19 protein-coding genes are annotated in these 18816 nt (G+C 71.1%); 4 read left to right on the forward strand and 15 right to left on the reverse strand.

From position 1 onward, the window contains the following. Window positions 1-11: 11 nt before the first annotated feature. The 4 genes from JIX56_RS01440 to fabG are packed head-to-tail and all read right to left on the reverse strand — an operon-like array spanning window position 12 to window position 4676. Window positions 12-1220, reverse strand: coding sequence for an acetyl-CoA acetyltransferase (locus tag JIX56_RS01440; protein ID WP_257536906.1), 1209 nt, complete (start codon window positions 1218-1220; stop codon window positions 12-14). Next, a complete protein-coding gene (locus JIX56_RS01445) occupies window positions 1217-2665 on the reverse strand; it encodes an OB-fold domain-containing protein (protein ID WP_257536907.1) in 1449 nt (482 codons plus the stop codon). Before JIX56_RS01445 ends, JIX56_RS01440 begins: the two co-directional genes overlap by 4 nt. Continuing rightward, window positions 2665-3897: an acetyl-CoA C-acetyltransferase gene (locus tag JIX56_RS01450; RefSeq protein ID WP_257536908.1), complete on the reverse strand. Its 1233-nt coding sequence runs from the start codon at window positions 3895-3897 to the stop codon at window positions 2665-2667. Before JIX56_RS01450 ends, JIX56_RS01445 begins: the two co-directional genes overlap by 1 nt. A gap of 32 nt (window positions 3898-3929) precedes the next feature. Further along, entirely contained in the window at window positions 3930-4676 is a 747-nt protein-coding gene (fabG, locus tag JIX56_RS01455; protein ID WP_257536909.1) for a 3-oxoacyl-ACP reductase FabG, read from the reverse strand. A 122-nt stretch (window positions 4677-4798) separates the two neighbouring features. Here fabG and JIX56_RS01460 point away from each other — a divergent pair, with 122 nt between their 5' ends. Beyond that, complete coding sequence (locus JIX56_RS01460; protein ID WP_257536910.1) at window positions 4799-6013, forward strand: acyl-CoA dehydrogenase family protein; 1215 nt, start codon at window positions 4799-4801, stop codon at window positions 6011-6013. Between the two features lie 77 nt (window positions 6014-6090). On the opposite strand, the gene JIX56_RS01465 is transcribed toward JIX56_RS01460, so the two are convergent. After that, the gene (locus tag JIX56_RS01465) at window positions 6091-6720 is read right to left on the reverse strand and encodes a DUF2889 domain-containing protein (RefSeq protein WP_257536911.1); all 630 of its coding nucleotides are present in this window, start codon (window positions 6718-6720) and stop codon (window positions 6091-6093) included. Continuing rightward, the gene (locus JIX56_RS01470) at window positions 6717-7526 is read right to left on the reverse strand and encodes an enoyl-CoA hydratase-related protein (RefSeq protein WP_257536912.1); all 810 of its coding nucleotides are present in this window, start codon (window positions 7524-7526) and stop codon (window positions 6717-6719) included. Before JIX56_RS01470 ends, JIX56_RS01465 begins: the two co-directional genes overlap by 4 nt. 139 nt (window positions 7527-7665) lie before the next feature. Between JIX56_RS01470 and JIX56_RS01475 the strand changes: the two genes are divergently transcribed. Together JIX56_RS01475 and JIX56_RS01480 are read left to right on the forward strand one after the other, a co-directional pair. Then, window positions 7666-8469, forward strand: coding sequence for a FadR/GntR family transcriptional regulator (locus tag JIX56_RS01475; protein ID WP_257536913.1), 804 nt, complete (start codon window positions 7666-7668; stop codon window positions 8467-8469). Between the two features lie 138 nt (window positions 8470-8607). After that, the gene (locus JIX56_RS01480) at window positions 8608-9789 is read left to right on the forward strand and encodes an amidohydrolase family protein (protein ID WP_257536914.1); all 1182 of its coding nucleotides are present in this window, start codon (window positions 8608-8610) and stop codon (window positions 9787-9789) included. Between the two features lie 37 nt (window positions 9790-9826). Here the strand turns inward: JIX56_RS01480 and JIX56_RS01485 are convergent, their stop codons facing one another. From JIX56_RS01485 to JIX56_RS01510, 6 genes are read right to left on the reverse strand one after another with little or no spacing between them, the layout of a single operon-like run. Then, complete coding sequence (locus JIX56_RS01485) at window positions 9827-10924, reverse strand: serine hydrolase domain-containing protein (RefSeq protein ID WP_257536915.1); 1098 nt, start codon at window positions 10922-10924, stop codon at window positions 9827-9829. Further along, complete coding sequence (locus JIX56_RS01490) at window positions 10917-12380, reverse strand: class I adenylate-forming enzyme family protein (RefSeq protein WP_257536916.1); 1464 nt, start codon at window positions 12378-12380, stop codon at window positions 10917-10919. Before JIX56_RS01490 ends, JIX56_RS01485 begins: the two co-directional genes overlap by 8 nt. A 4-nt stretch (window positions 12381-12384) precedes the next feature. Next, window positions 12385-12822, reverse strand: a complete 438-nt coding sequence (locus JIX56_RS01495; RefSeq protein WP_257536917.1) for a MaoC family dehydratase — start codon at window positions 12820-12822, stop codon at window positions 12385-12387. Then, on the reverse strand, window positions 12819-13271 hold the full coding sequence (locus JIX56_RS01500) for a MaoC family dehydratase N-terminal domain-containing protein (RefSeq protein ID WP_257536918.1): 453 nt from the start codon (window positions 13269-13271) through the stop codon (window positions 12819-12821). The genes JIX56_RS01495 and JIX56_RS01500 overlap by 4 nt, the downstream gene beginning before the upstream one ends. 17 nt (window positions 13272-13288) lie before the next feature. Further along, window positions 13289-14131, reverse strand: coding sequence for an enoyl-CoA hydratase-related protein (locus JIX56_RS01505; RefSeq protein ID WP_257536919.1), 843 nt, complete (start codon window positions 14129-14131; stop codon window positions 13289-13291). 4 nt (window positions 14132-14135) lie between these two features. Further along, on the reverse strand, window positions 14136-14639 hold the full coding sequence (locus JIX56_RS01510; RefSeq protein ID WP_257536920.1) for a PaaI family thioesterase: 504 nt from the start codon (window positions 14637-14639) through the stop codon (window positions 14136-14138). Between the two features lie 145 nt (window positions 14640-14784). Between JIX56_RS01510 and JIX56_RS01515 the strand changes: the two genes are divergently transcribed. Beyond that, window positions 14785-15981: a CaiB/BaiF CoA transferase family protein gene (locus JIX56_RS01515; protein ID WP_257536921.1), complete on the forward strand. Its 1197-nt coding sequence runs from the start codon at window positions 14785-14787 to the stop codon at window positions 15979-15981. Window positions 15982-16306: 325 nt separating this feature from the next. Here the strand turns inward: JIX56_RS01515 and JIX56_RS01520 are convergent, their stop codons facing one another. The 3 genes from JIX56_RS01520 to JIX56_RS01530 are packed head-to-tail and all read right to left on the reverse strand — an operon-like array spanning window position 16307 to window position 18758. Then, window positions 16307-17062 (reverse strand): SDR family NAD(P)-dependent oxidoreductase, encoded by a 756-nt coding sequence (locus JIX56_RS01520; protein WP_257536922.1) that lies wholly within the window; start codon window positions 17060-17062, stop codon window positions 16307-16309. After that, the gene (locus tag JIX56_RS01525) at window positions 17062-17583 is read right to left on the reverse strand and encodes a nuclear transport factor 2 family protein (RefSeq protein ID WP_257536923.1); all 522 of its coding nucleotides are present in this window, start codon (window positions 17581-17583) and stop codon (window positions 17062-17064) included. Before JIX56_RS01525 ends, JIX56_RS01520 begins: the two co-directional genes overlap by 1 nt. Further along, entirely contained in the window at window positions 17580-18758 is a 1179-nt protein-coding gene (locus JIX56_RS01530) for an acyl-CoA dehydrogenase family protein (RefSeq protein ID WP_257536924.1), read from the reverse strand. The genes JIX56_RS01525 and JIX56_RS01530 overlap by 4 nt, the downstream gene beginning before the upstream one ends. Window positions 18759-18816 lie beyond the last annotated feature (58 nt).

Consider the following 18816-nt stretch of genomic DNA (forward strand, 5'->3'; position numbering starts at 1 on the left):
AACCGCCTTCCCTAGTCGGTGAGTTCACTGCCGACGACGGAGACGAAGGAGACGCATTCGCCGGGCCCGCCACCGAGGTTGTGCGTCAGGGCGAGCGAACGCCCCTCGGCGACGGACTTCACGGTCCGCTCGGGCGGTGCCTCGCCCCGCAGCTGCAGCCACGCCTCGAACATCATGCGGAGGCCCGAGGCGCCGATGGGGTGGCCGAAGGCCTTCAGACCGCCGTCCGGGTTCACGGGCAGCGAGCCGTCGAGGTCGAACGCCCCGCTGCTCACGTCCTTCCACGCCTGTCCGCGCTCGGCGAAGCCGAGGTCCTCCATCAGCACCAGTTCGGTGGGGGTGAAGCAGTCGTGGACCTCCGCGAGGGCGAGTTCGGCGCGCGGGTCGGTGATGCCCGCCTGCCGGTAGGCCTCCTGTGCGGAGGCGACGACCTCGGGGAAGGTGGTGAAGTCGTACTGCGGGTCGAGGAGCCCGTCCGCCGGACCGGCGACGAAGGACAGCGCCTTCACGAAGACCGGCTTGTCCGTGTACTTGTAGGCGTCCTCGGCACGCACGACGATCGCCGCAGCCGAACCGTCCGACACACCCGAGCAGTCGAACACGCCGAGCATGCCCGCGATGATGGGCGCCGAGCGGATGCGCTCCAGCGGGACCTCCTTGCGGAACTGGGCGCGGGGGTTGCGGGCCCCGTTGACGTGGTTCTTCCAGGCGATACGGGTGATGACGTCCTTCATCTCCTCGTCGGAGAGCCCGTACTTGGCCGCGTAGGCGGGGGCGAGCAGGGAGAAGTTGGCCGGGGCGGTGATCTCGCCTCGGCTGTCGTCGCCCGCGCCCGGGATCGCCGTGCCGGACAGCCCGGACATACCGGAGTCCTTGAGTTTCTCCACGCCGACGGCCATCGCCACGTCGTACGCCCCGGAGGCGACGGCGTAGCAGGCGTTGCGCAGCGCCTCGGATCCGGTGGCGCACATGTTCTCCACGCGGGTGACCGGCTTGCAGGGCAGGCGGAGTGCCCGGCTCAGGGTCAGCCCGGACACACCGGAGGCCTGGGTGCCGAACCAGAACGCGTCGATGTCGTCGAGGGTGACGCCGGCCGAGGTGACCGCGTCTCCCACGGCGTCCACCAGCAGATCGTCGGCCGAACGGGTCCAGTGCTCGCCGAAGGGCGTGCAGCCCATGCCGACGATCGCGACCCGGTCCCGGATTCCGTGCGAGCTCATACGGCCGTCTCCCCACCCTCGACGTTCTCGGCCGGCCGCACCGGCCGCGCCTTCCAGAAGTAGTTGTGGACGCCGGCGGCCGTGACGGTCCGCCGGAACGTCATCTCCACCCGGGCGCCGATGACGGCGTCGGCCTCGGTCGCGTCGGTCAGCTGGCAGCGGAACCGTCCGCCGCCGTCGTAGTCGACGACCACGACGAGCATCGGCGGGCTGGGCGTGTGGGCCAGCCGGTCGACGGTGAACGTGGCGACCGTGCCGCGCACCTGCTCCATCGGCTCGTCGGTCATGGCGTCGACACTCCGGCAGGACGCGCACACCCGGTCGGGCGGCAGCTGCCGGGTGCCGCACTTCTCGCAGCGGGCGGCGACGAAGCCGTACTTCCAGGCGGTGCGGCGGTGCGCGGGCGGCGCGTAGGGCGGCTCGGGGTCCGGCCGGCGGGGTGGTTCGCGGTCGAGCAGGCCGCGCCAGGTGAGGTAGGTGGCGTACGGCATCGGGGCGCTGCCCGCGGCGATCTGGGCGGCGACCGGGCGGGCGGCTCGGTGGGCCGGGAGGGCGTCGGTGGTGCGCAGCAGGAGCACTCCGGCGCCGTCGCCGAGCACGACGAGCGCGATGGTCTCGCCGGGGGCGGCCCGGTCGAGGACGTCGGCGAGGAGCAGGCCGGGCTGGGCGGTGCCGGCGTTGCCGATCGTCGCGGTGAGGTCCGGGGTCACCGCCTCGGGGCGTGCGCCGGCCGCCCGCCGGACCGCCGTGCATGCGCGCGCGTGCAGGCCGGAGACGACCAGGTGGTCGATGGCCGCGCGGTCAAGACCGGCCTGGTCGAGGGCGGCGCTCAGTGCCTTGTCCGCGAGGGAGACGTAGATGTCCTCGGCGAACCGTTCCTCCCAGACCCGGGAGGTGCGCGCGCCCGGCAGCCGCCAGCGTTCGAGGATCTCGTCGCTGACCGTGTCGTGGGCGAGCAGTTCGGCGATGACGGGGGCACCGTTGCGGTGGCCGCCGAAGACGAAGGCCGCCGCGCCGTCGCCGCCCGCGATCTCGTCGTTGCCGCCGGGCAGCCCGGTGCGCAGGTCCGACAGCACGGCCAGGGTCGGCACCGCGGAGCGGGCGGCGGTGACCAGCGCGCCGAGGCCGGAGCGTACGGAGCCGGCCATGTCGACGGCGAGTACGTGCTCGTCGAGCCGGAGCGCGGCGTGGACGGCGGTCGCGTTGGTCTTGTCGAGGTAGGCGGGTGCGGCCGTGGCGAGGAAGAGCTGGCCGACGCGGGAGCGCAGTCCGTCGCGGGTCAGCGCGGCGCGGGCCGCCTCGACGGCCATGGAGGTGGTGTCCTCGTCGTAGCCCGCGACCGCGCGGGTGCCGCGTCCCGGGGGTGTGCCCAGCGTGGCCGCGACATCGGCGCGGGCGAGGCGGTGGTACGGCACGTGGGCGCCGTACGCGATCAGTCCGGGCATCAGCGTCCTCCAGGAGCTTCGTTGCCGGTGCGTTCGAAGATGGCCGCCAGTCCCTGTCCGCCGCCGAGGCACATCGTCTCCAGGCCGTAGCGGGCCTGGCGGCGGTCCAGTTCGCGCAGCAGGGTGGCGAGGATGCGGCCGCCGGTGGCGCCGACGGGGTGGCCCAGCGAGATGCCGGAGCCGTTGACGTTGAACCGCTCGAAGTCGGCGTCGGTCAGGGCCCATTCGCGGGTGCAGGCGAGTACCTGGGCGGCGAAGGCCTCGTTGAGTTCGATCAGGTCGATGTCGGCGAGCTTCAGCCCCGCGCGCTCCAGGGCCCTGGCCGTGGCGGGCACGGGCCCGATGCCCATGGTCTCGGGCGGTACGCCGACCACGGCCCAGGAGACCAGGCGGGCCAGCGGGCGAAGGCCGAGTTCGGCGGCCCGTTCGGGGTGGGTGACGACGCAGAGCGAGGCGCCGTCGTTCTGGCCGCTGGCGTTGCCGGCGGTCACGGTGGCCTCCGGGTCCTGCCGGCCGAGCACGGGGCGGAGTGTGGCGAGCTTCTCCAACGACGAGTCGGGGCGCGGGTGTTCGTCCGTGTCCACGACCGTCTCGCCCTTCCGGGTGCGTACGGTGACGGGCACGATCTCGTCGGCGAAGCGGCCCTCCCGCTGGGCCGCGACGGCCTTCTCGTGCGAGCGCAGAGCCAGCCGGTCCTGTTCCTCGCGGGGAATGGCGTACTCGCGTCTCAGGTTCTCGGCGGTCTCCAACATCCCCCCGGGGACGGGGTGGTTGACGCCTCCTGACGTCACGCGTCCACGGGCCAGGCGGTCATGGAGCATGGTTCCGGCGCCGCGCACGCCCCAGCGCGCGTCGGTGGTGTAGAACTCGGCCTGGCTCATGGACTCGACGCCGCCGGCCAGTACGAGATCGCTCGCGCCGGTCTGCACCTGCATCGCGGCGGTGATGATCGCCTGGAGTCCGGAGCCGCAGCGGCGGTCGATCTGGAGTCCCGGCACCTCGACGGGCAGTCCGGCGTCCAGGGCCGCCACGCGGCCGATGGCCGGGGCCTCGCCGTTGGGGTAGCACTGCCCGAGGATCACGTCGTCGACCGCCGTGGGCGGGACCCCGGTGCGGTCCAGGAGAGCACGTACCACGGTGGCCGCGAGGTGCGCCGCCGTGACGTCCCGGAAGACTCCCCCGTACCCTCCGACCGGGGTCCGTATCGGTTCGCAGATCACCGCGTCACGCATCCGTCATGCCTTTCATCAGCGGGTGCAGGGGGTCACATGTACCGGCCACCGGTCACCTCGACCACGGCTCCGGTGACGTAGCTCGCCAGGCCGGAGGCGAGGAAGAGGACGACCTGGGCGACCTCGGCGGGTTCGCCGGCGCGGCCCATGGGGATCTCCGCGAGCTTTGCGTCCCAGGCGGCCGGGGGCATCGCCTCGGTCATGGCGGTACGGATCAGGCCGGGCTGGACGGCGTTGACGCGGATGCCCGCCTTCGCGAGTTCCTTGGCGGACGCCTTGGTGAGGCCGACGAGTCCGGCCTTGGCGGCGCTGTAGTTCGTCTGGCCGAAGTTGCCGACCTTGCCGGCGATGGAGGAGATGTTGACGATGCTGCCGCCCTGTCCGTGGGCGCGCATCGCCTCGGCGGCGTAGCGCGTGCCGTTCCAGGCGCCGGTGAGGTGGACGTCGACGACGGCGCGGAAGTCGGCCAGGGCCATCTTGCGCAGGGTCGCGTCCCGGGTGATCCCGGCGTTGTTGACCATGATGCCGACCGGTCCGAAGGCGGCCGTGCCATGGGCGATCAGGGCGGCGACCTCGTGCTCGTCGGTGACGTCGCACCGCAGCGACGTGGCGGCCACGCCGCTCCTGGTGAGGCGTTCGGCGGCTTGTGCCGCGGCGTCCGCGTTGATGTCGCCGAGGACGACTGATGCGCCCTCGGCGCCGAGCACGCCGGCGATCTCCAAGCCGATGCCCTGTGCGCCACCGGTGATCACCGCGTGACGGCCGTCCAGCAGTCCCATGTCAGCCCGCCCCTGGCTCGACGCTTCCCTCACTATTCCTTGTAAATAGATAACCTATTATGCTGAAACAATCAATACAGCGATCTGCTGTGCGAGCGGGCCGGAACGAGGAGAGTGCGCAGGTGGACATCAGCTATCCCCCGGAGACCGAGACGTTCCGCACCGAGGTCAGGACGTTCCTCGCCGAGGCGCTCCCGCCGGACTGGGCGGGCATCGGCGCCCTCGACGAGGAGGCGGCCCGGGCCTTCGCCCGCGACTGGCGCGGGCGGCTCGCCGAGCGCGGCTACCTCTCCCTCACCTGGCCCGAGCGTTACGGCGGCCGTGGCCTGTCCAAGCTCCACCAGGTCGTCCTGATGGAGGAACTCGCCCTGGCCGGTGTGCCGTTCGGGCTGCCACAGGACACCTTCGGGGTGAAGATGCTGGCGAACACCCTGCTGCGCTGGGGCACGGAGGAGCAGAAGGCCCATTTCCTGCCCCGCATCCTCAGCGGCGAGGACACCTGGTGCCAGGGCTACTCGGAGCCGGACGCGGGCTCGGACCTGGCTTCCCTGAAGACGCGCGCCGCACTGGACGGCGAGGAGTGGGTGATCGACGGCCAGAAGGTGTGGACCTCCGGCGCCCACCACAGCGACTGGATCTTCGTCCTGGCCCGCACGGACCGGGACGCCTCCAAGCACCGCGGCATCTCCTTCCTCCTCGTCCCGCTCGACCAACCCGGCGTCGAGGTACGCCCGTTCCGCATGATGAGCGGGCAGCTCCACTTCAACGAGGTGTTCTTCGACGGCGCCCGCACCCGCGCCGATCTCGTCGTCGGCGGCGTCGACAACGGCTGGACGGTGGCCCAGAGCCTGCTGGGGGTGGAGCGTGGGGAGGAGGCGGCGACCAATCCGATCCTGTTCAAGGCGGAGGTGGAGCGGCTGGTCGAGCTGGCGCGACTCCACGGCAAGGACCAGGACCCTGTCATCCGGCAACGGATCGCCTGGTGCTGGTCGAAGGTGGAGATCATGCGCTATCTCGGCTACCGGATCCTCACCGGCTGGCTGAAGGGTGCCGAGCCCGGCCCCGAGACGTCGATCGCCAAGCTGTACTGGAGCGAGTACCACACCGAGGTCACCGATCTGGCGATGGACATCATGGGCCTGCACGGCCAGGTCCCGGTGGGCCGCCCGCCGCTGCGCACCTACCGTGCCGACGACCCCGGCGCCGCCAACTCCTCGGCGTCCTGGTCGACGACGTACCTGATCGCCCGCTCCGGCACGATCTACGCGGGGACGTCCCAGGTGCAGCGGAACATCCTCGCGGAGAAGGTGCTGGGGCTGCCGCGGGAGCCGAGGTGACCCACCGGGTCGCTTTCGTCTTCGGCGGGGCGCCGTCGTGGCTGGTCGCGTCACGCGACGGAGTCGCATAGCGCCCCTTAGGGCGTTACCGAACCGCCGGACGAATCGGCCCGGCCCGCTTCGGGTTCAGGGTCTTGCGAGGACATCTCGAAGATCCTCAGCTCGGGGACCGGACGCGGGCCGGTCCCCGGGCGCCAGCCCGCGTCGAGCTTGCGCAGGCCCACGCCGTCCGGTGCCCAGATGTGGCAGCTGTTCAGCACCCCGGCCGTGGCGCGCGGGTCGTGGGAGGGCCGGCCGGCCATCCGCAGCCCCGCGTTGGCCGAGATGCCGGCCTGGACCACGGCCGGCCCGAGGACCCGCGCCAGCTCGTACAGGTGGGAGCACCCGGAGACACCGCGAAACCGCTCCTGGATGGCGCGGTTGTATCCGGCGGCGACGCTCAGCCCGACCAGGCCGTCGAAGACGGGCGTGATCAGCGGGCACTCGGCGTGCGGGAAGCCGCGCATGTCGGCGCCGGCGGCCACGATCACCATGTCCGCGAGGCGCACCCGCACCGCGAGCACCATGCTGTGGATGACGGCGGCCGACGGCTCGGCCCAGGGTCGGTCGTCGAGCAGCTCCGCCTCGACCGAGATCTCGTCGTCGCCCTCCCGGTACGCGGAGACCGTGATCGTCCGGCGGTGCAACGGCAGTTCGCTCCGGGTCACGACGACTCCTCCTCCCCCAGCGCCGCGAACTCGGGCGTGCGGCGCTCGATGAAGCTGCGCACCCCCTCGCGGTAGTCGGGGGCGCGCTTGGCCACGGCGAGCAGCGCGGCCGCGCTGTCGCGGCTCTCGGTGAAGCCCCTCGCCTGGTCGTCGGCGAGCTGCCGCTTGATCAGGGACATCGCGTACGGACTGGCCGAGCGGGCCAGTTCGGTGGCGTACGCCAGGGCCGTCGGGAGGAGTTCGCCCGGCTCGACCAGACGGTTGACCAGGCCCATCGCATGGGCCTCCGTCCCGGTGATCCGACGTGAGGACAGCAGCAGATCGCTGGCGTTGCCGTGGCCGACCAGACGGGGCAGGAGCCAGGACACGCCGTCCTCGGCCACCAGTCCGCGGGCGCTGAAGGCGGCGGCGAACTTGGCGTGCGGCACGGCGAACCGGATGTCGCACATCAGCGCCTGGTTGAAGCCGATGCCCGCGCAGGCGCCGTTGACGGCCGCCACGACGGGCTTGGGGAAGGACATGGGCCGGCTGCGCGGGGGCAGCTGGTCGGTCGGCCAGGGGCGGGCACCGGAGGACGCCCCGTCCAGCACGCTCATGTCCATCCCCGGGCAGAAGCTGCGCCCGGCACCGGTGAGCACCACGGCCCGTACCCGGGGATCGGCCTCCGCCCGGTCGAACAGCTCGTTGTAGAGGAGCTCCATCTCCAGCGTCCAGGCGTTGTGCCGCTCGGGCCGGTTCAGGGTGAGGAGCATGACCCCGTCGTCGGTGAGTTCGGTGAGGATCACCGGGGTCGGATTCTCGGTCATCGGGGTCACTCCCACGGAAACCGTCGCGTTAATAGATAGATGAATCATCTATATCTCATCGGCGACGATCATCCAACCCTTGACCTGGTATCCTCGATGCACTAAGACGATTCATTTGGCTATATGAGGAGAGCTCACCGTGGCCGAGGCAGCCCGCGCAGCAGAAACGGCGATCGTGCCCGCCCCCTCCCGCAACCGCGTCGGACGCCAGGTGCGGGTGCCGAAGACCGCCGAGCTGGTCGCCGCGCATCTGCGCCGCCAGATCGTACGGGGTGAACTGAAGCCCGGTGACGCGCTGCCGCCGGAGTCGGGCCTCATGGAGCAGTTCGGCATCTCACGGCCGACCCTGCGGGAGGCGTTCCGCGTCCTGGAGTCGGAGTCCCTGATCACGGTCCGCCGCGGCGCCCACGGCGGCGCCCGGGTGAGCGCGCCCGACGCCGACGTCGCCGCCCGCTTCGCCGGTCTGATCCTCGAATACCGCGGGGCCACCCTCGGCGACATCTACCGCGCCGCCGCCCTCATCGAGCCGCCCTGCGCCCGCCAGCTGGCCGTGAAGCACACCCCGGACGACATCAAGCGACTGCGCGACGCGGTGGCCGCCGAGAAGTCCGTCCTGGACGACCCGCTCGCCCTCGTGGAAGCCCAGGACGCCTTCCACGCCCTCCTGATCGAACTCACCGGCAACCAGACCCTGATCCTGCTGTGCGGCATGCTGCGCAACATCATCGACCGGGCCAACGCCTCCTACACCGCGGCCGCCACCGACGCCGAGACCCAGAAGGCACAGGCCCTCAAGGGGCACCGCGCCCATGTGCGGATGGTCGGCCTGATCGAGTCCGGCAAGGCCGACGAGGCCGAGAAGCTGTGGCAGCGGCACATCTCCAGCGCCGACGACGTGGTGAACGCGGCCGGCCCCAAGACGGTGCTCGAACTCCTCGACTGACCGGGCGGAACGGCCCCCGCCGACCCGCCCTCCGCCACCTCCCGGCACTCCCTCGCTCCGACCCCTTGCGCTCGATAAACAGTTAGATAATTATAGAAGGCGTACTGAATAGATCCTGGGGTTCCGGAGGCGACGGCCATGGCCGAACAGCGGAAGCGCATCTTCGACTGCGACCAGCACATGTACGAGGAGCGGGACTCCTTCACCCGCTATCTCCCGAAGGAGTTCCTCGGTGCGGCTGTCGCACCGGTGACCCTGCCGGACGGGCGGGAGGTGATTCTCGCCGGCGACCGGATCGTCGTCTGTCTGGAACCGGAGTTCGGGCAGGTCTACCGCCCCGGCTCGCTCAAGGAGATGCTCAAGGCGATGGCCTCGGGCAATCCGGAGGAGACGTACCAGTTCGAGCCGATGCACGAGGCCTACCAGAACCGCGACGCCCGGCTGCGGATCATGGACGAGCAGGGACTCGACCAGACGATCATGTACCCGGGCGGCTGGGCACTGGTCGCCGAGGAGTATGTGAGCGGCGTCGAGCCGCTCTACGCCAACTACCACTCGTTCAACCGGTACATGAACGAGGTGTGGGGCTTCAACCACCAGGGCCGCATCTACGCCCCGGCCCTGCTCTCACTGCGGGACCTGGACCACGCGGTGAAGGAGCTGGAGTACGTCCTGAACGAGGGCGCCCGCTTCATCCTGCTGCCCACCGGCCCGATGTACGGCCGCTCGCCGGGCGACCCGTACTTCGACCCGTTCTGGAAACTGGTCAACGAGGCCAAGGCGAGCGTCTGTTACCACATCAGCGAGTTCTACTACAATTCGCAGGTGGCGCCCGCCTGGGGCTTCGACCCCAGCCCCATCCACTTCCGGATGTCGGCCTGGCAGTGGCAGAACACCTACGGCCAGCGGCCCATCGAGGAGACGCTGTCCGCGCTGATCTTCGACAACTTCTTCGGGCGCTTCCCGGACATCAACATCCTGGTCTCCGAGTTCGGCTCCGAGTGGGTGCCGCACTTCGTCCGGCACATGGACAAGAGCCGGGGCATGGGCCGCAACGGCCCCTGGATCGGCGGGCAGTTGGACGAGCGCCCCAGCCAGATCTTCCGCAAGCACGTCCGCGTGGTGCCCTATCCCGAGGACGACATCGTGAACGTCGTCAAGCGCCTCGGCCACCACGAGTCCATCGTGATGGGCTCCGACTTCCCGCACGCCGAGGGCCTCGCCGCCCCGGCCGACTTCCGCAAGCACATCGCGGAGCTGGACGAGTCCGCCCAGGACGACATCATGTACAACAACGCTCAGCAGCTGATCAGCCGCTGAGCGCCGTACGCACCTTCCGCCTGGCGGCGGGCCCGGTCTAACCGACCAGGCCCGCCGCCAGGTTCGCGATGTCGGTCAGCAGGGCGGTGCCGCGCGGAGAGTGGTCATAGCCGGCGAGCGGATAGCCGTTGCTCAGACAGGCGAAGGACAGGCCGGACTCCGGGTCCATGAAGCCCAGTTGGTACGCCGCTCCGGCGCTGCCGAAGAGCGCGGGCGAGCCGGTCGAGGGCAGGTTGCTGCCCGCGTCAGGTCCGGCCACGGTCACGAACAGGCCCATGCTCGTACGGCGGACGCCGCCGCCCCCGTAGATCTGCTCACCGTACGGATGGGCGGTCAGCCGGATCCGGATGCCCTCCGCCACCGCCTCGGGCTTCCACAGGCCGGAGTGGACCAGCGCCTGGAAGTAGAGCGCGACGTCGGCGGCGGTGGCGACCAGGGCGTGGCTGGGCTCACCGGCCGCCAGGACGTTCGGGTCGGACAGGTACCACGGCCCCCACGGGTCGGGTTCCTGGTCGTCGTCCGTGCGGTCCGTGGCGAGCATCGGGGCGACGCTGCCCGGCTGACGCTCCACCGGCACCCCCAACTCGATCGACGACAGGCCCAGCGGCCGTACGATCCGCTCGCGCAGATAGTCGGCGAAGGCCAGACCCGTGCGCCGCTCGACGATCTCGGCGATCAGCCAGGCCGCCGAAGTGAGGTGGAACTGGAAGCGGCTGCCCGGCGGGGAGTCCAGCCGCCAGCGCCCGAAGGCGGCCAGCCGCTGCTCGCGGTCGAGCATCTTCGGGTACCCGAGTGGGGCGAAGGGGAAGCCGGCGGTGTGGGTGAGCACCTGCTCGACGGTGACCTTCTCCTTCCCGTTCGGCGCGAACTCCGGGATGATCGCGGCGACTTGCTCATCCACGTCCAGTAGCCCGTCACCGATCAGCTTCCACACCGCGCCCGCGACGATCGACCGTCCGACGGACTGCAGGACGTAGCGGGTGCCGGGCTCGGCATCGCCGTAGGTCTCGAAGGCCACCAGGCGGCCGTCGAGGGCGACGGCGACCTGGGCGGACGGCAGAGGACCGTGCTCGACCTCCCGGCGGATGAGGCTCAGCAGGACGTCGAGTCGCTGCGGGTCGACCTGGTCAGGCATGTGTTCCTCCTCGGTACGGCTCCCGCAGGTCACGGCGTACGACCTTGCCGTTCGCGTTGCGCGGCAGATCGTCCACGAACCACCAGCGGACGGGGACCTTGAACCCGGACAGCCGGGCACGGGCATGGCTCCTGAGTGCCGCCGGTTCCGGCGGGGCGTCGGGGTCGGACGGTACGACGAAGGCGACCACGGTCTGGCCGAGCCGCTCGTCCGGCACGCCGGTGACCGCCGCGTCCGCCACGCCGGGGTGGGCGGCGACAACCGTCTCCACCTCCAGCGGGTGGACGTTCTCGCCGCCCCGGATGATCATGTCGGTCCGTCGGCCGAGCAGATAGAGATAGCCGTCCTCCGCCACCCGGCCCAGGTCGCCGCTGTGCAGCCAGCCCTCGGCGTCGATCCGGAAGAAATGGTCCGCGCGGGCGTGGATCTCGCCGACGCCGTCCGGGCCCGCGCCCTCGACCCTGATCTCGACCCCGGGTGCGGGGCGCCCCACCGACCGCAGCAGCTCGGTACGTCCGGCGACCGCCTCCCGGTGGTCCTCAGGGGTGAGCACGCTGATCGGCGAGCCCTCGGTCTGGCCGAACATGTTGAGCATGCGGACGCCGGGCATCGCCTCGTACGTCCGCCGCAGGGTGCCGGGGCGGATGGGCGCGCCGCCGTACTGGAGGGTCCGCAGCGTCTCGTGGCGTGCCTCGCCGGCCGCCAGCAGGGTCTCCAGCATCGCCGGGACCATGCTGGTGTGCGTGGTGCCGAGGTGCCGCAGCAGGGCCCAGCCCTCGACGGTGAAGCGGGGCAGACCGGTGATCAGCGCGCCGGCAGCCAGGGCGACGGCGATGTTGCCGAGGCCCGCGATGTGGTGGAAGGGGGCGCTGCCGCCGTAGAAGCTGTCGGGGTCGAGCGCGCACAGCCGCCCGTTGACGCGGGCCCGGGCGGCCAGGCGCCGCTGGGTCATGGGAACCGGTTTGGGCAGGCCCGTGGTGCCGGAGGTGTGCAGCACGGCGGCGAGTTCGTCGGGCTCGGCGGTCAGTTCCCGGGTACTGGTGGACAGTTCGGGCACGATGCTGATCCGGCGGCCGGACAGCTCGGCGACCTGTCTGCCGAGGTCCGCGAACTCGCGTTGTGCCACGAGGACTTGAGAGCCGGTCGCCTTGACGACTTCCGCGATCTCGTACGCGGTCATCCGGACGCCGAGCGGTGCGAGCGGGTGGCCCGACCCGGCGCCGCCGATCACCAGGGCGAGGGCGTCGGCGGAGGTGGCGACCAACGCGGGGACCGGCGCACCGGGTTCGGGGCCGAGGGTGTCCAGCCAGTCGGCCGCACCGGCCGCCCGGTCGAGGAGTTCACGTCCGGTCCAGGTCAGGTCGCCGAACCGGACGGCGGGGCGGGCGTGGTCATAGGCGCGGCTCACCAGGGCGGTCCAGGTGGCTGCCGTCCCGGCCCGCTGTGCGGCGCCCATCGGCTCAGGTCTCCAGGCGGGCCGCCGCGGTGCCGGTGACCACCTCGACGCCGTCCTGGTTGACCGTGCGCACGGAGAAGTGGGCCACCGGGCCGGTCGGCGTGTCCTCGATGGACTCGACGGTGGCCGTGGCCGTGAGGGTGTCGCCGGGCCAGACCTGGGCCTTGAAGCGCACGCCGTAGCGCAGCAGCGCCTCGGTGCCGACCCAGTCGGTGAGGACCCGGCCGGTCATGCCCATGGTCAGCATGCCGTGGGCGAAGACACCGGGATAGCCGGCGGCCTCGACGGCGAACCTGTCATCGGTGTGCAGCGGGTTGAAGTCGCCGGAGGCGCCCGCGTACTGGACGATCCGGGTGCGCTTGAGGTCGTCGACGAGGACGCCCTCGCGGGTCTCGCCGACCTTGATGTCGGCGACCTTGATACCGGCCACGCTCACGCTCATCGGGGGTCCTTCGGGGTTGCGGGGCCTTCCGGCACGACGGCCACGGTCACGGCGCTGACAACCGGCTCGCCGTCGGCGTCCCGGTACTCGGTGACGCGCTCGCTGAACAGCAGCCGGCCGCTGCGGCCCTGCTTCTCCCAGCTGCGTCCGGGGACGGTGTGCGCGTAGAGCGTCTCGCCGGCGCGCACCGGGCGGTGGTACTCGAAGTGCTGCTCGGCGTGGAGTCCGCCGCCGCCCTCGGCCATCACGCCGGGGCCGGCGCCGGACCCGAACCACTCCTGGTCCGGCTTGGGCCGCAGGTGGTAGTCGGGGTCGTAGTGGGCGCTCGCCATGGTGAAGGTGGGCGGTGCGAGGGCCGACTCGCCCTGGTACGCCGGGTTCTCGTCGCCGATGGCGCGGGCGAACATCATGATGTGTCCGGCCTCGACGGGGAACGTTTGCCCTGTCATCTTCGTAGGCTCCTCGGTCAGTAGGGCAGGAACGCGTCGCGGGTGGCGTCGTCCGGGTCGAAGTCCGGGGGCAGGCCCTCGAACTTCGGCTCCCGCTTCTCCATGAAGCTCGCCACGCCCTCCCGGAAGTCCGGTGAGCCCGCGAAGAACTCCATGGCGGAGTAGGAGCGGGCCAGGGCGTCGGTGAAGGTGCGGTCGAGGTCGCCGTACACCTGGTGGCGCAGGACGGCCATGGCGCGCGGTGAGCAGTTGCGGGCGATGTCCCGGGCGTAGGCGCGGGCGGCGTCGAGCAGGTCCTCCGGTTCGACGACCCGGCTGACGAGGCCGAGGTCCTTCGCCTCGTCGGCGTCGAAGACCCGGCCGGAGAGCAGCAGGTCGAGCGCGTTCTCCAGACCGATGACGCGCGGCAGCACGTACGGCAGGTTGTACTCGCCGGCCAGGCCGCGCCGGGTGAAGGCGGTGGTGAAGCGGGCGCCGCGGGCGGCGAAACGGACGTCGCAGATGAGCGCCTGGACCAGGCCGATGCCGGCGCAGGCGCCGTTGATCGCGGCGATCACCGGCTTCGGCATGTCGCGCCTGCTGTACATGGGGACGCGGGCCTGGAGGTTGAGGGACTGCCCCGGCTGCGCGTTCTGCTCCAGGCGCTGGACGTCCATGCCGGGGCAGAAGGCCCTGCCGGCGGCGGTGACGATCACGACGCGGACGGCTGGGTCCTGGGCTGCCTCGTCGAGAAGCGCGAAGAAGCGGTTCTCCATGGGGATGCTCCAGGCGTTCTTCCGCTCGGGCCTGTTGAGGGTGAGCGTGGCCACGCCGTCCTCGTCGATCTCGTACAGCACCAGTTCCTGAGCCTCGTCGGGCATCGCGTCACTCCTCGGTCAGCGGTTCGGCCAGGGGTTCGATGGGGTCGCCGACGCCCGGCCGCTCCCCGGAGATGGTCACCACGACCTGCCCCCGCGCGCAGATACGTCCGCCGGCCATCACGTCGACGTCGGCGAAGTGCACCCTGCGGCCGCGCCTGACGCAGCGCGCGTAGGCGACGGCCTCCGGGCCCCGGGCGGGCGCGAGGTACTGCACCGACATCGACACCGTGCTGAGCCGGCTCCCCTTGGTGAAGTCGTGCCCGGCGATCACGGCGCCGGCGCCGGCGGTGTCGATGAGCGCCGAGATCACCCCGCCGTGGAAGACGTCCTCGTGGGCGGAGAGGGACTCGGCGTAGGGGAGCACGATCTCCACGGCTTCCGGGTCCCAGCGGGTCACCCGGATGCGGCAGCGGCGGTTGAAGGCGACCCCGCGCTCCCAGCGGGCGCGGAACCACGCCCGGCGTTCGCGCTGCTCCTGTTCGGTGAGGGTCCTCGCCGCGACGGTCATCAGCACGCCCTCCGGTCTCGGCCTGCGGCCGATCTATATAGTTACATGAATTGGATAGTTGAAGCAATCAAGCAGGGCTTGATCTCGATGCTAGATGTATTATTTATATAACTGATTGCCTGTCTGTGAACAGAGGGAGAGCTCGATGCCGTCGACCGCCCTGGCCGGGATCCGTGTCCTCGATCTGTCCCGCATCCTCGCGGCCCCCCTGGCCACCCAGATGCTGGCCGACCTGGGCGCGGAGGTGATCAAGGTGGAACGGCCGGGTTCGGGCGACGACTCGCGGACGTACGGGCCGCCGTTCGCGCAGGGGACGGACACCGCCGCCTTCTATCTCTCCTGCAACCGCAACAAGCGGTCGGTCACCGTCAACCACGCCACCGCCGAGGGGCAGGAGTTGATCCGCGCGCTCGCCGCCCGGTCGGACGTGCTGGTGGAGAACTTCCGCGCGGGGACGCTCGCGAAGTACGGGCTCGACCACGAGAGCCTGCGGGAGCTCAACCCCCGGCTGGTCTACCTCTCCGTGACGGGCTTCGGCCAGACCGGGCCGTACGCCTCGCGGCCCGGCTACGACGGCATCTTCCAGGCCATGTCCGGGATGATGAGCGTCTCCGGGCATCCCGAGGAGCCCATGAAGGTCGGCGTCAGCATGGTCGACATCCTCACGGGGCTGTACGCGTCCACGGCCGTGCTGGCCGCGCTGCGGCACCGGGACGCCACCGGGGAGGGCCAGTTCATCGATCTGTCCCTGCTGGACTGCGGTCTCGCCTCGCTGTCGCACTTCGCGATGAACTACCTGGTCTCCGGCGAGGTGCCGCGGCGGCGCGGCAACGGCGGTTACGGCGGGATCCCCTCCCAGGCCTTCCAGTGCTCGGACAAACCGATCTTCCTCGTCGCCGGCAACGACAAGCAGTTCGCCGGGTTCTGCGCGGCGGCCGGTCGCACCGATCTGCTTCAGGATGCCCGGTTCGCCACGACGTCCGCGCGGATCGCGCACCGTGAGGAGATACTGCCGGTGCTGGCGGCGATCCTGCGGACCCGGACGCGGGACGAGTGGCTCGTGGTGCTCGACGAACACGACGTCCCTGCGGGGCCGTTCAACGAGCTGCCCGAGGTCTTCGCCGATCCGCAGATCCAGCACCGGGAGATGCTGGTCGACGTCGAGGACCCCGTGTCCGGGCGGCTGTCGTTGCTCGCCAATCCGATCCGGTTCTCGGCGACACCGGTCGAGGGGTACGTGGCGCCGCCGGCGCTGGGGGAGCATACGGCGGAAGTCCTCGCGGCCTTGGTGGGGGTGACGGATAGTCAGCTTACGCAGCTGCGGGTGCGGGGGGTCGTGTAACGGCGTTTCCTCGCCCCCGCCGCCCCTACCCGTCCCATCCCAGAGGGCTGTGCCCCCAGACCCCCCTCGGTCGGTTGGTTGACTGCGGGCGAGTGGGGGCTTGTCGCGCAGTTCCCCGCGCCCCTGAAAGACGACGGCCTTGCGGGCCTACCGTCTCCTGAAGGGCCGCAGGCCCCTTCAGGGGCGCGGGGAACTGCGCGATCAGCCCCCACCTACCCGCAGACAGGCAACGACCCTCAAAGGGGGGTCTGGGGGCGCAGCCCCCTGGGATGGGACGGGTAGGGGCGGCGGGGGCGATAAACCCTGTCCCGCGCAACCCCCCTGTTCACCCGATCAGCGTCCGCCCGCCCTCCAACATCAGCGTCGCCCCCGTCAGATACGCCATGTCGTCGCTGACCAGCGCGGCCACGGCCCGGCCGATGTCCGTCTCCGGGTCGCCCATCCGGCCCAGCGGGATACCCGCGAGCACCCGCTCGGCCTTCTCCGGGTGGGCGGTGAAGTACGCCTCCGCCGCCGGGCTGAGCGCGGCCGGGCAGACGACGTTCACGCGGATCCCGTACGGCCCCCACTCCCGCGCGGCGACCCGTGTCAGGCCCCGGACGGCCTCCTTGGCCATCGCGTACGCGGCGAAGTTCGCCTCTCCCTGCACCGCGGCCGACGAGCCGAGGTTGACGACACTGCCTCGGGCGGCCTTCAGATGGGGCAGGGCCGCCCGCATGGCGTGGAAGGTGGCCAACGGGCCGCTGCGGTAGGCGAGTTCGACGTCGTCGTACGACGTCTCCTCCAGTCGGCGCTGCACGGAGCTCTGCGCGTTGTTGACGAGGACGTCGAGGCCGCCGAACTCCCGTACCGTCTCGGCCACCATACGGTCGACGTCCGCGCCCTCGCCCACATCCCCCACGACCGCGTGCGCCCGCCCCCCGCGCTCGGCGATCTCGGCGACCGTGTCCTTGAGCTTCCCGGCCGTTCGGCCGGTGATCACCACGGCCGCGCCCTCGGCGGCCAGCGCGAGCGCGATACCTCGTCCCACGCCCTGCCCGCCGCCGGTGACCAGGGCCGATTTACCCGACAACCGCTGCATCACGTCTCCGTCCAGTCCTTCCAGAAGGCCGCCCAGGTGGGGAAGGCGTCGGGCAGCGCCGGTGCTCCGGCGCCCTCCCAGCCGTTGAAGCCCACGTCCTGGGGGCGCTCGGTCACATCGGCCGCGTACCAGTGCTGCTCGCGGCGCCGGGAGAAGTACCACTCGCCGTCCACGCGCGCGTACTCGTCGAGATAGCGGATGGCCATGACGATCCACCGCTCCCCCACCTCGTGCTCGGCCCGGCAGTAGACGGAGCCGGTGGCGGTGTCGCGGCCGGTGAACTCGATCCGGTGGCCGCAGATCTGGTGGATCGAGCGGTGGAAGCCGCGGACGAGGGGTTCGATGTGCGCCCGTAGTACGTCTCTGCCGCGCCCGTGGCGACCCATGTCGACGTCGGGCCGGAAGCAGCCCACCCAGGCGTCGAGGTCGCGGGCGTCCACGGCCAGTGCGTAGCGGACGGGCAACTGCTGGACGGCCAGGTGGGATTCGATGCGGTCGACGCGCTCCTCGATCGGCGTCACGGCCGTGGCTCCTTCGGCAGGCCGAGGAGCTGTTCCCCGATGATGTTGCGCTGGATCTCGCTGGACCCGCCGTAGATCGTCTCCGCGAGGGAGAGCAGGAAGGAGCGCTGCCGCATGTCCAGGCCGTAGTCCTCGCCCACGATCTGCCCGGCCGGGCCGGCCAACTCCATGGCCAGGTGTCCGAGTTGCTGGTGGCGTGTCGAGGCGTACAGCTTGGCCGTCGTGGCCTGGGCTCCGGGGGTTCGGCCCGCGGTCAGTTCGGCGAGGGTGCGCAGGTTGGTGGTGCGCATGATGCGTACGGAGATCCAGGCGTCGACGATCCGGCGGCGCAGCATCGGGTCGTCGAGCGCGCCCCGTTCGCGGGCCAGGTCGATCAGGGCCTCGGCCTCCCGTTCGAAGCCGAGCTGCTGGGGCAGGAGCGTGGTGCCGCGCTCGATCCCGAGGGTGGCCATCGCCGTGCGCCAGCCCTGGCCCACCTCGCCGACGGCCATGTCCGCGTGAGTCCGCGCGTCCGAGAGGAACACCTCGGCGAACTCGTCCTGGCCGGCGAGGTTGCGGATGGGGCGGATCTCCACGCCCGGCTGGTCCGTCGGAAGGAGCAGCAGCGTGAGGCCCTTGTGCCGTACGGAGTCCGGGTCGGTGCGGGTGAGGACATAGAGCCAGTCGGCGTGGATGCCGAAGGAGGTCCACACCTTCTGCCCGCTGACCACCCACTCCTCGCCGTCGCGTTCGGCACGCGTGCGGACCGACGCGAGGTCGGAGCCGGCGCCGGGTTCGCTGAAGCCCTGGCCCCACAGTTCCTCGACGGCGAGGATCGGGGGCAGGAAGCGCTTCTTCTGCTCCTCGGTGCCCATCTTGAGGAGCATCGGGCCGAGCAGGTCGAGGGCGTTGACGGTGGCCCGGTAGGGGGCGTTCGCACGGGCGTACTCGTACTCGAAGACGATCTCCTCGAGGAGTCCGAGCCCTCTGCCGCCGTACTCCTCGGGCCAGGCGACGCCCAGCCAGCGCCCGGCGGACAGCTCACGGTCCCAGGCGAGGCGGACCTCCCAGGCCGCTCCGTCGGTGGGGCCGCCCACGCCCCGGTGCTCGGCGAACTCACCCACCAGGTGGTCCGCCAGCCAGTCCCGCAGTTCGTCGCGGAAGTCGCGTACCGCGGGCCCGAAGTCCACTTCCATGTCTGCGTTCTCCTGGGGTCTAGAAGGGTCTCGGAGGGGACTCGGATACCGAGCCGGG

It is taken from the genome of Streptomyces sp. CA-210063 (assembly GCF_024612015.1).
GTDB lineage: Bacteria > Actinomycetota > Actinomycetes > Streptomycetales > Streptomycetaceae > Streptomyces.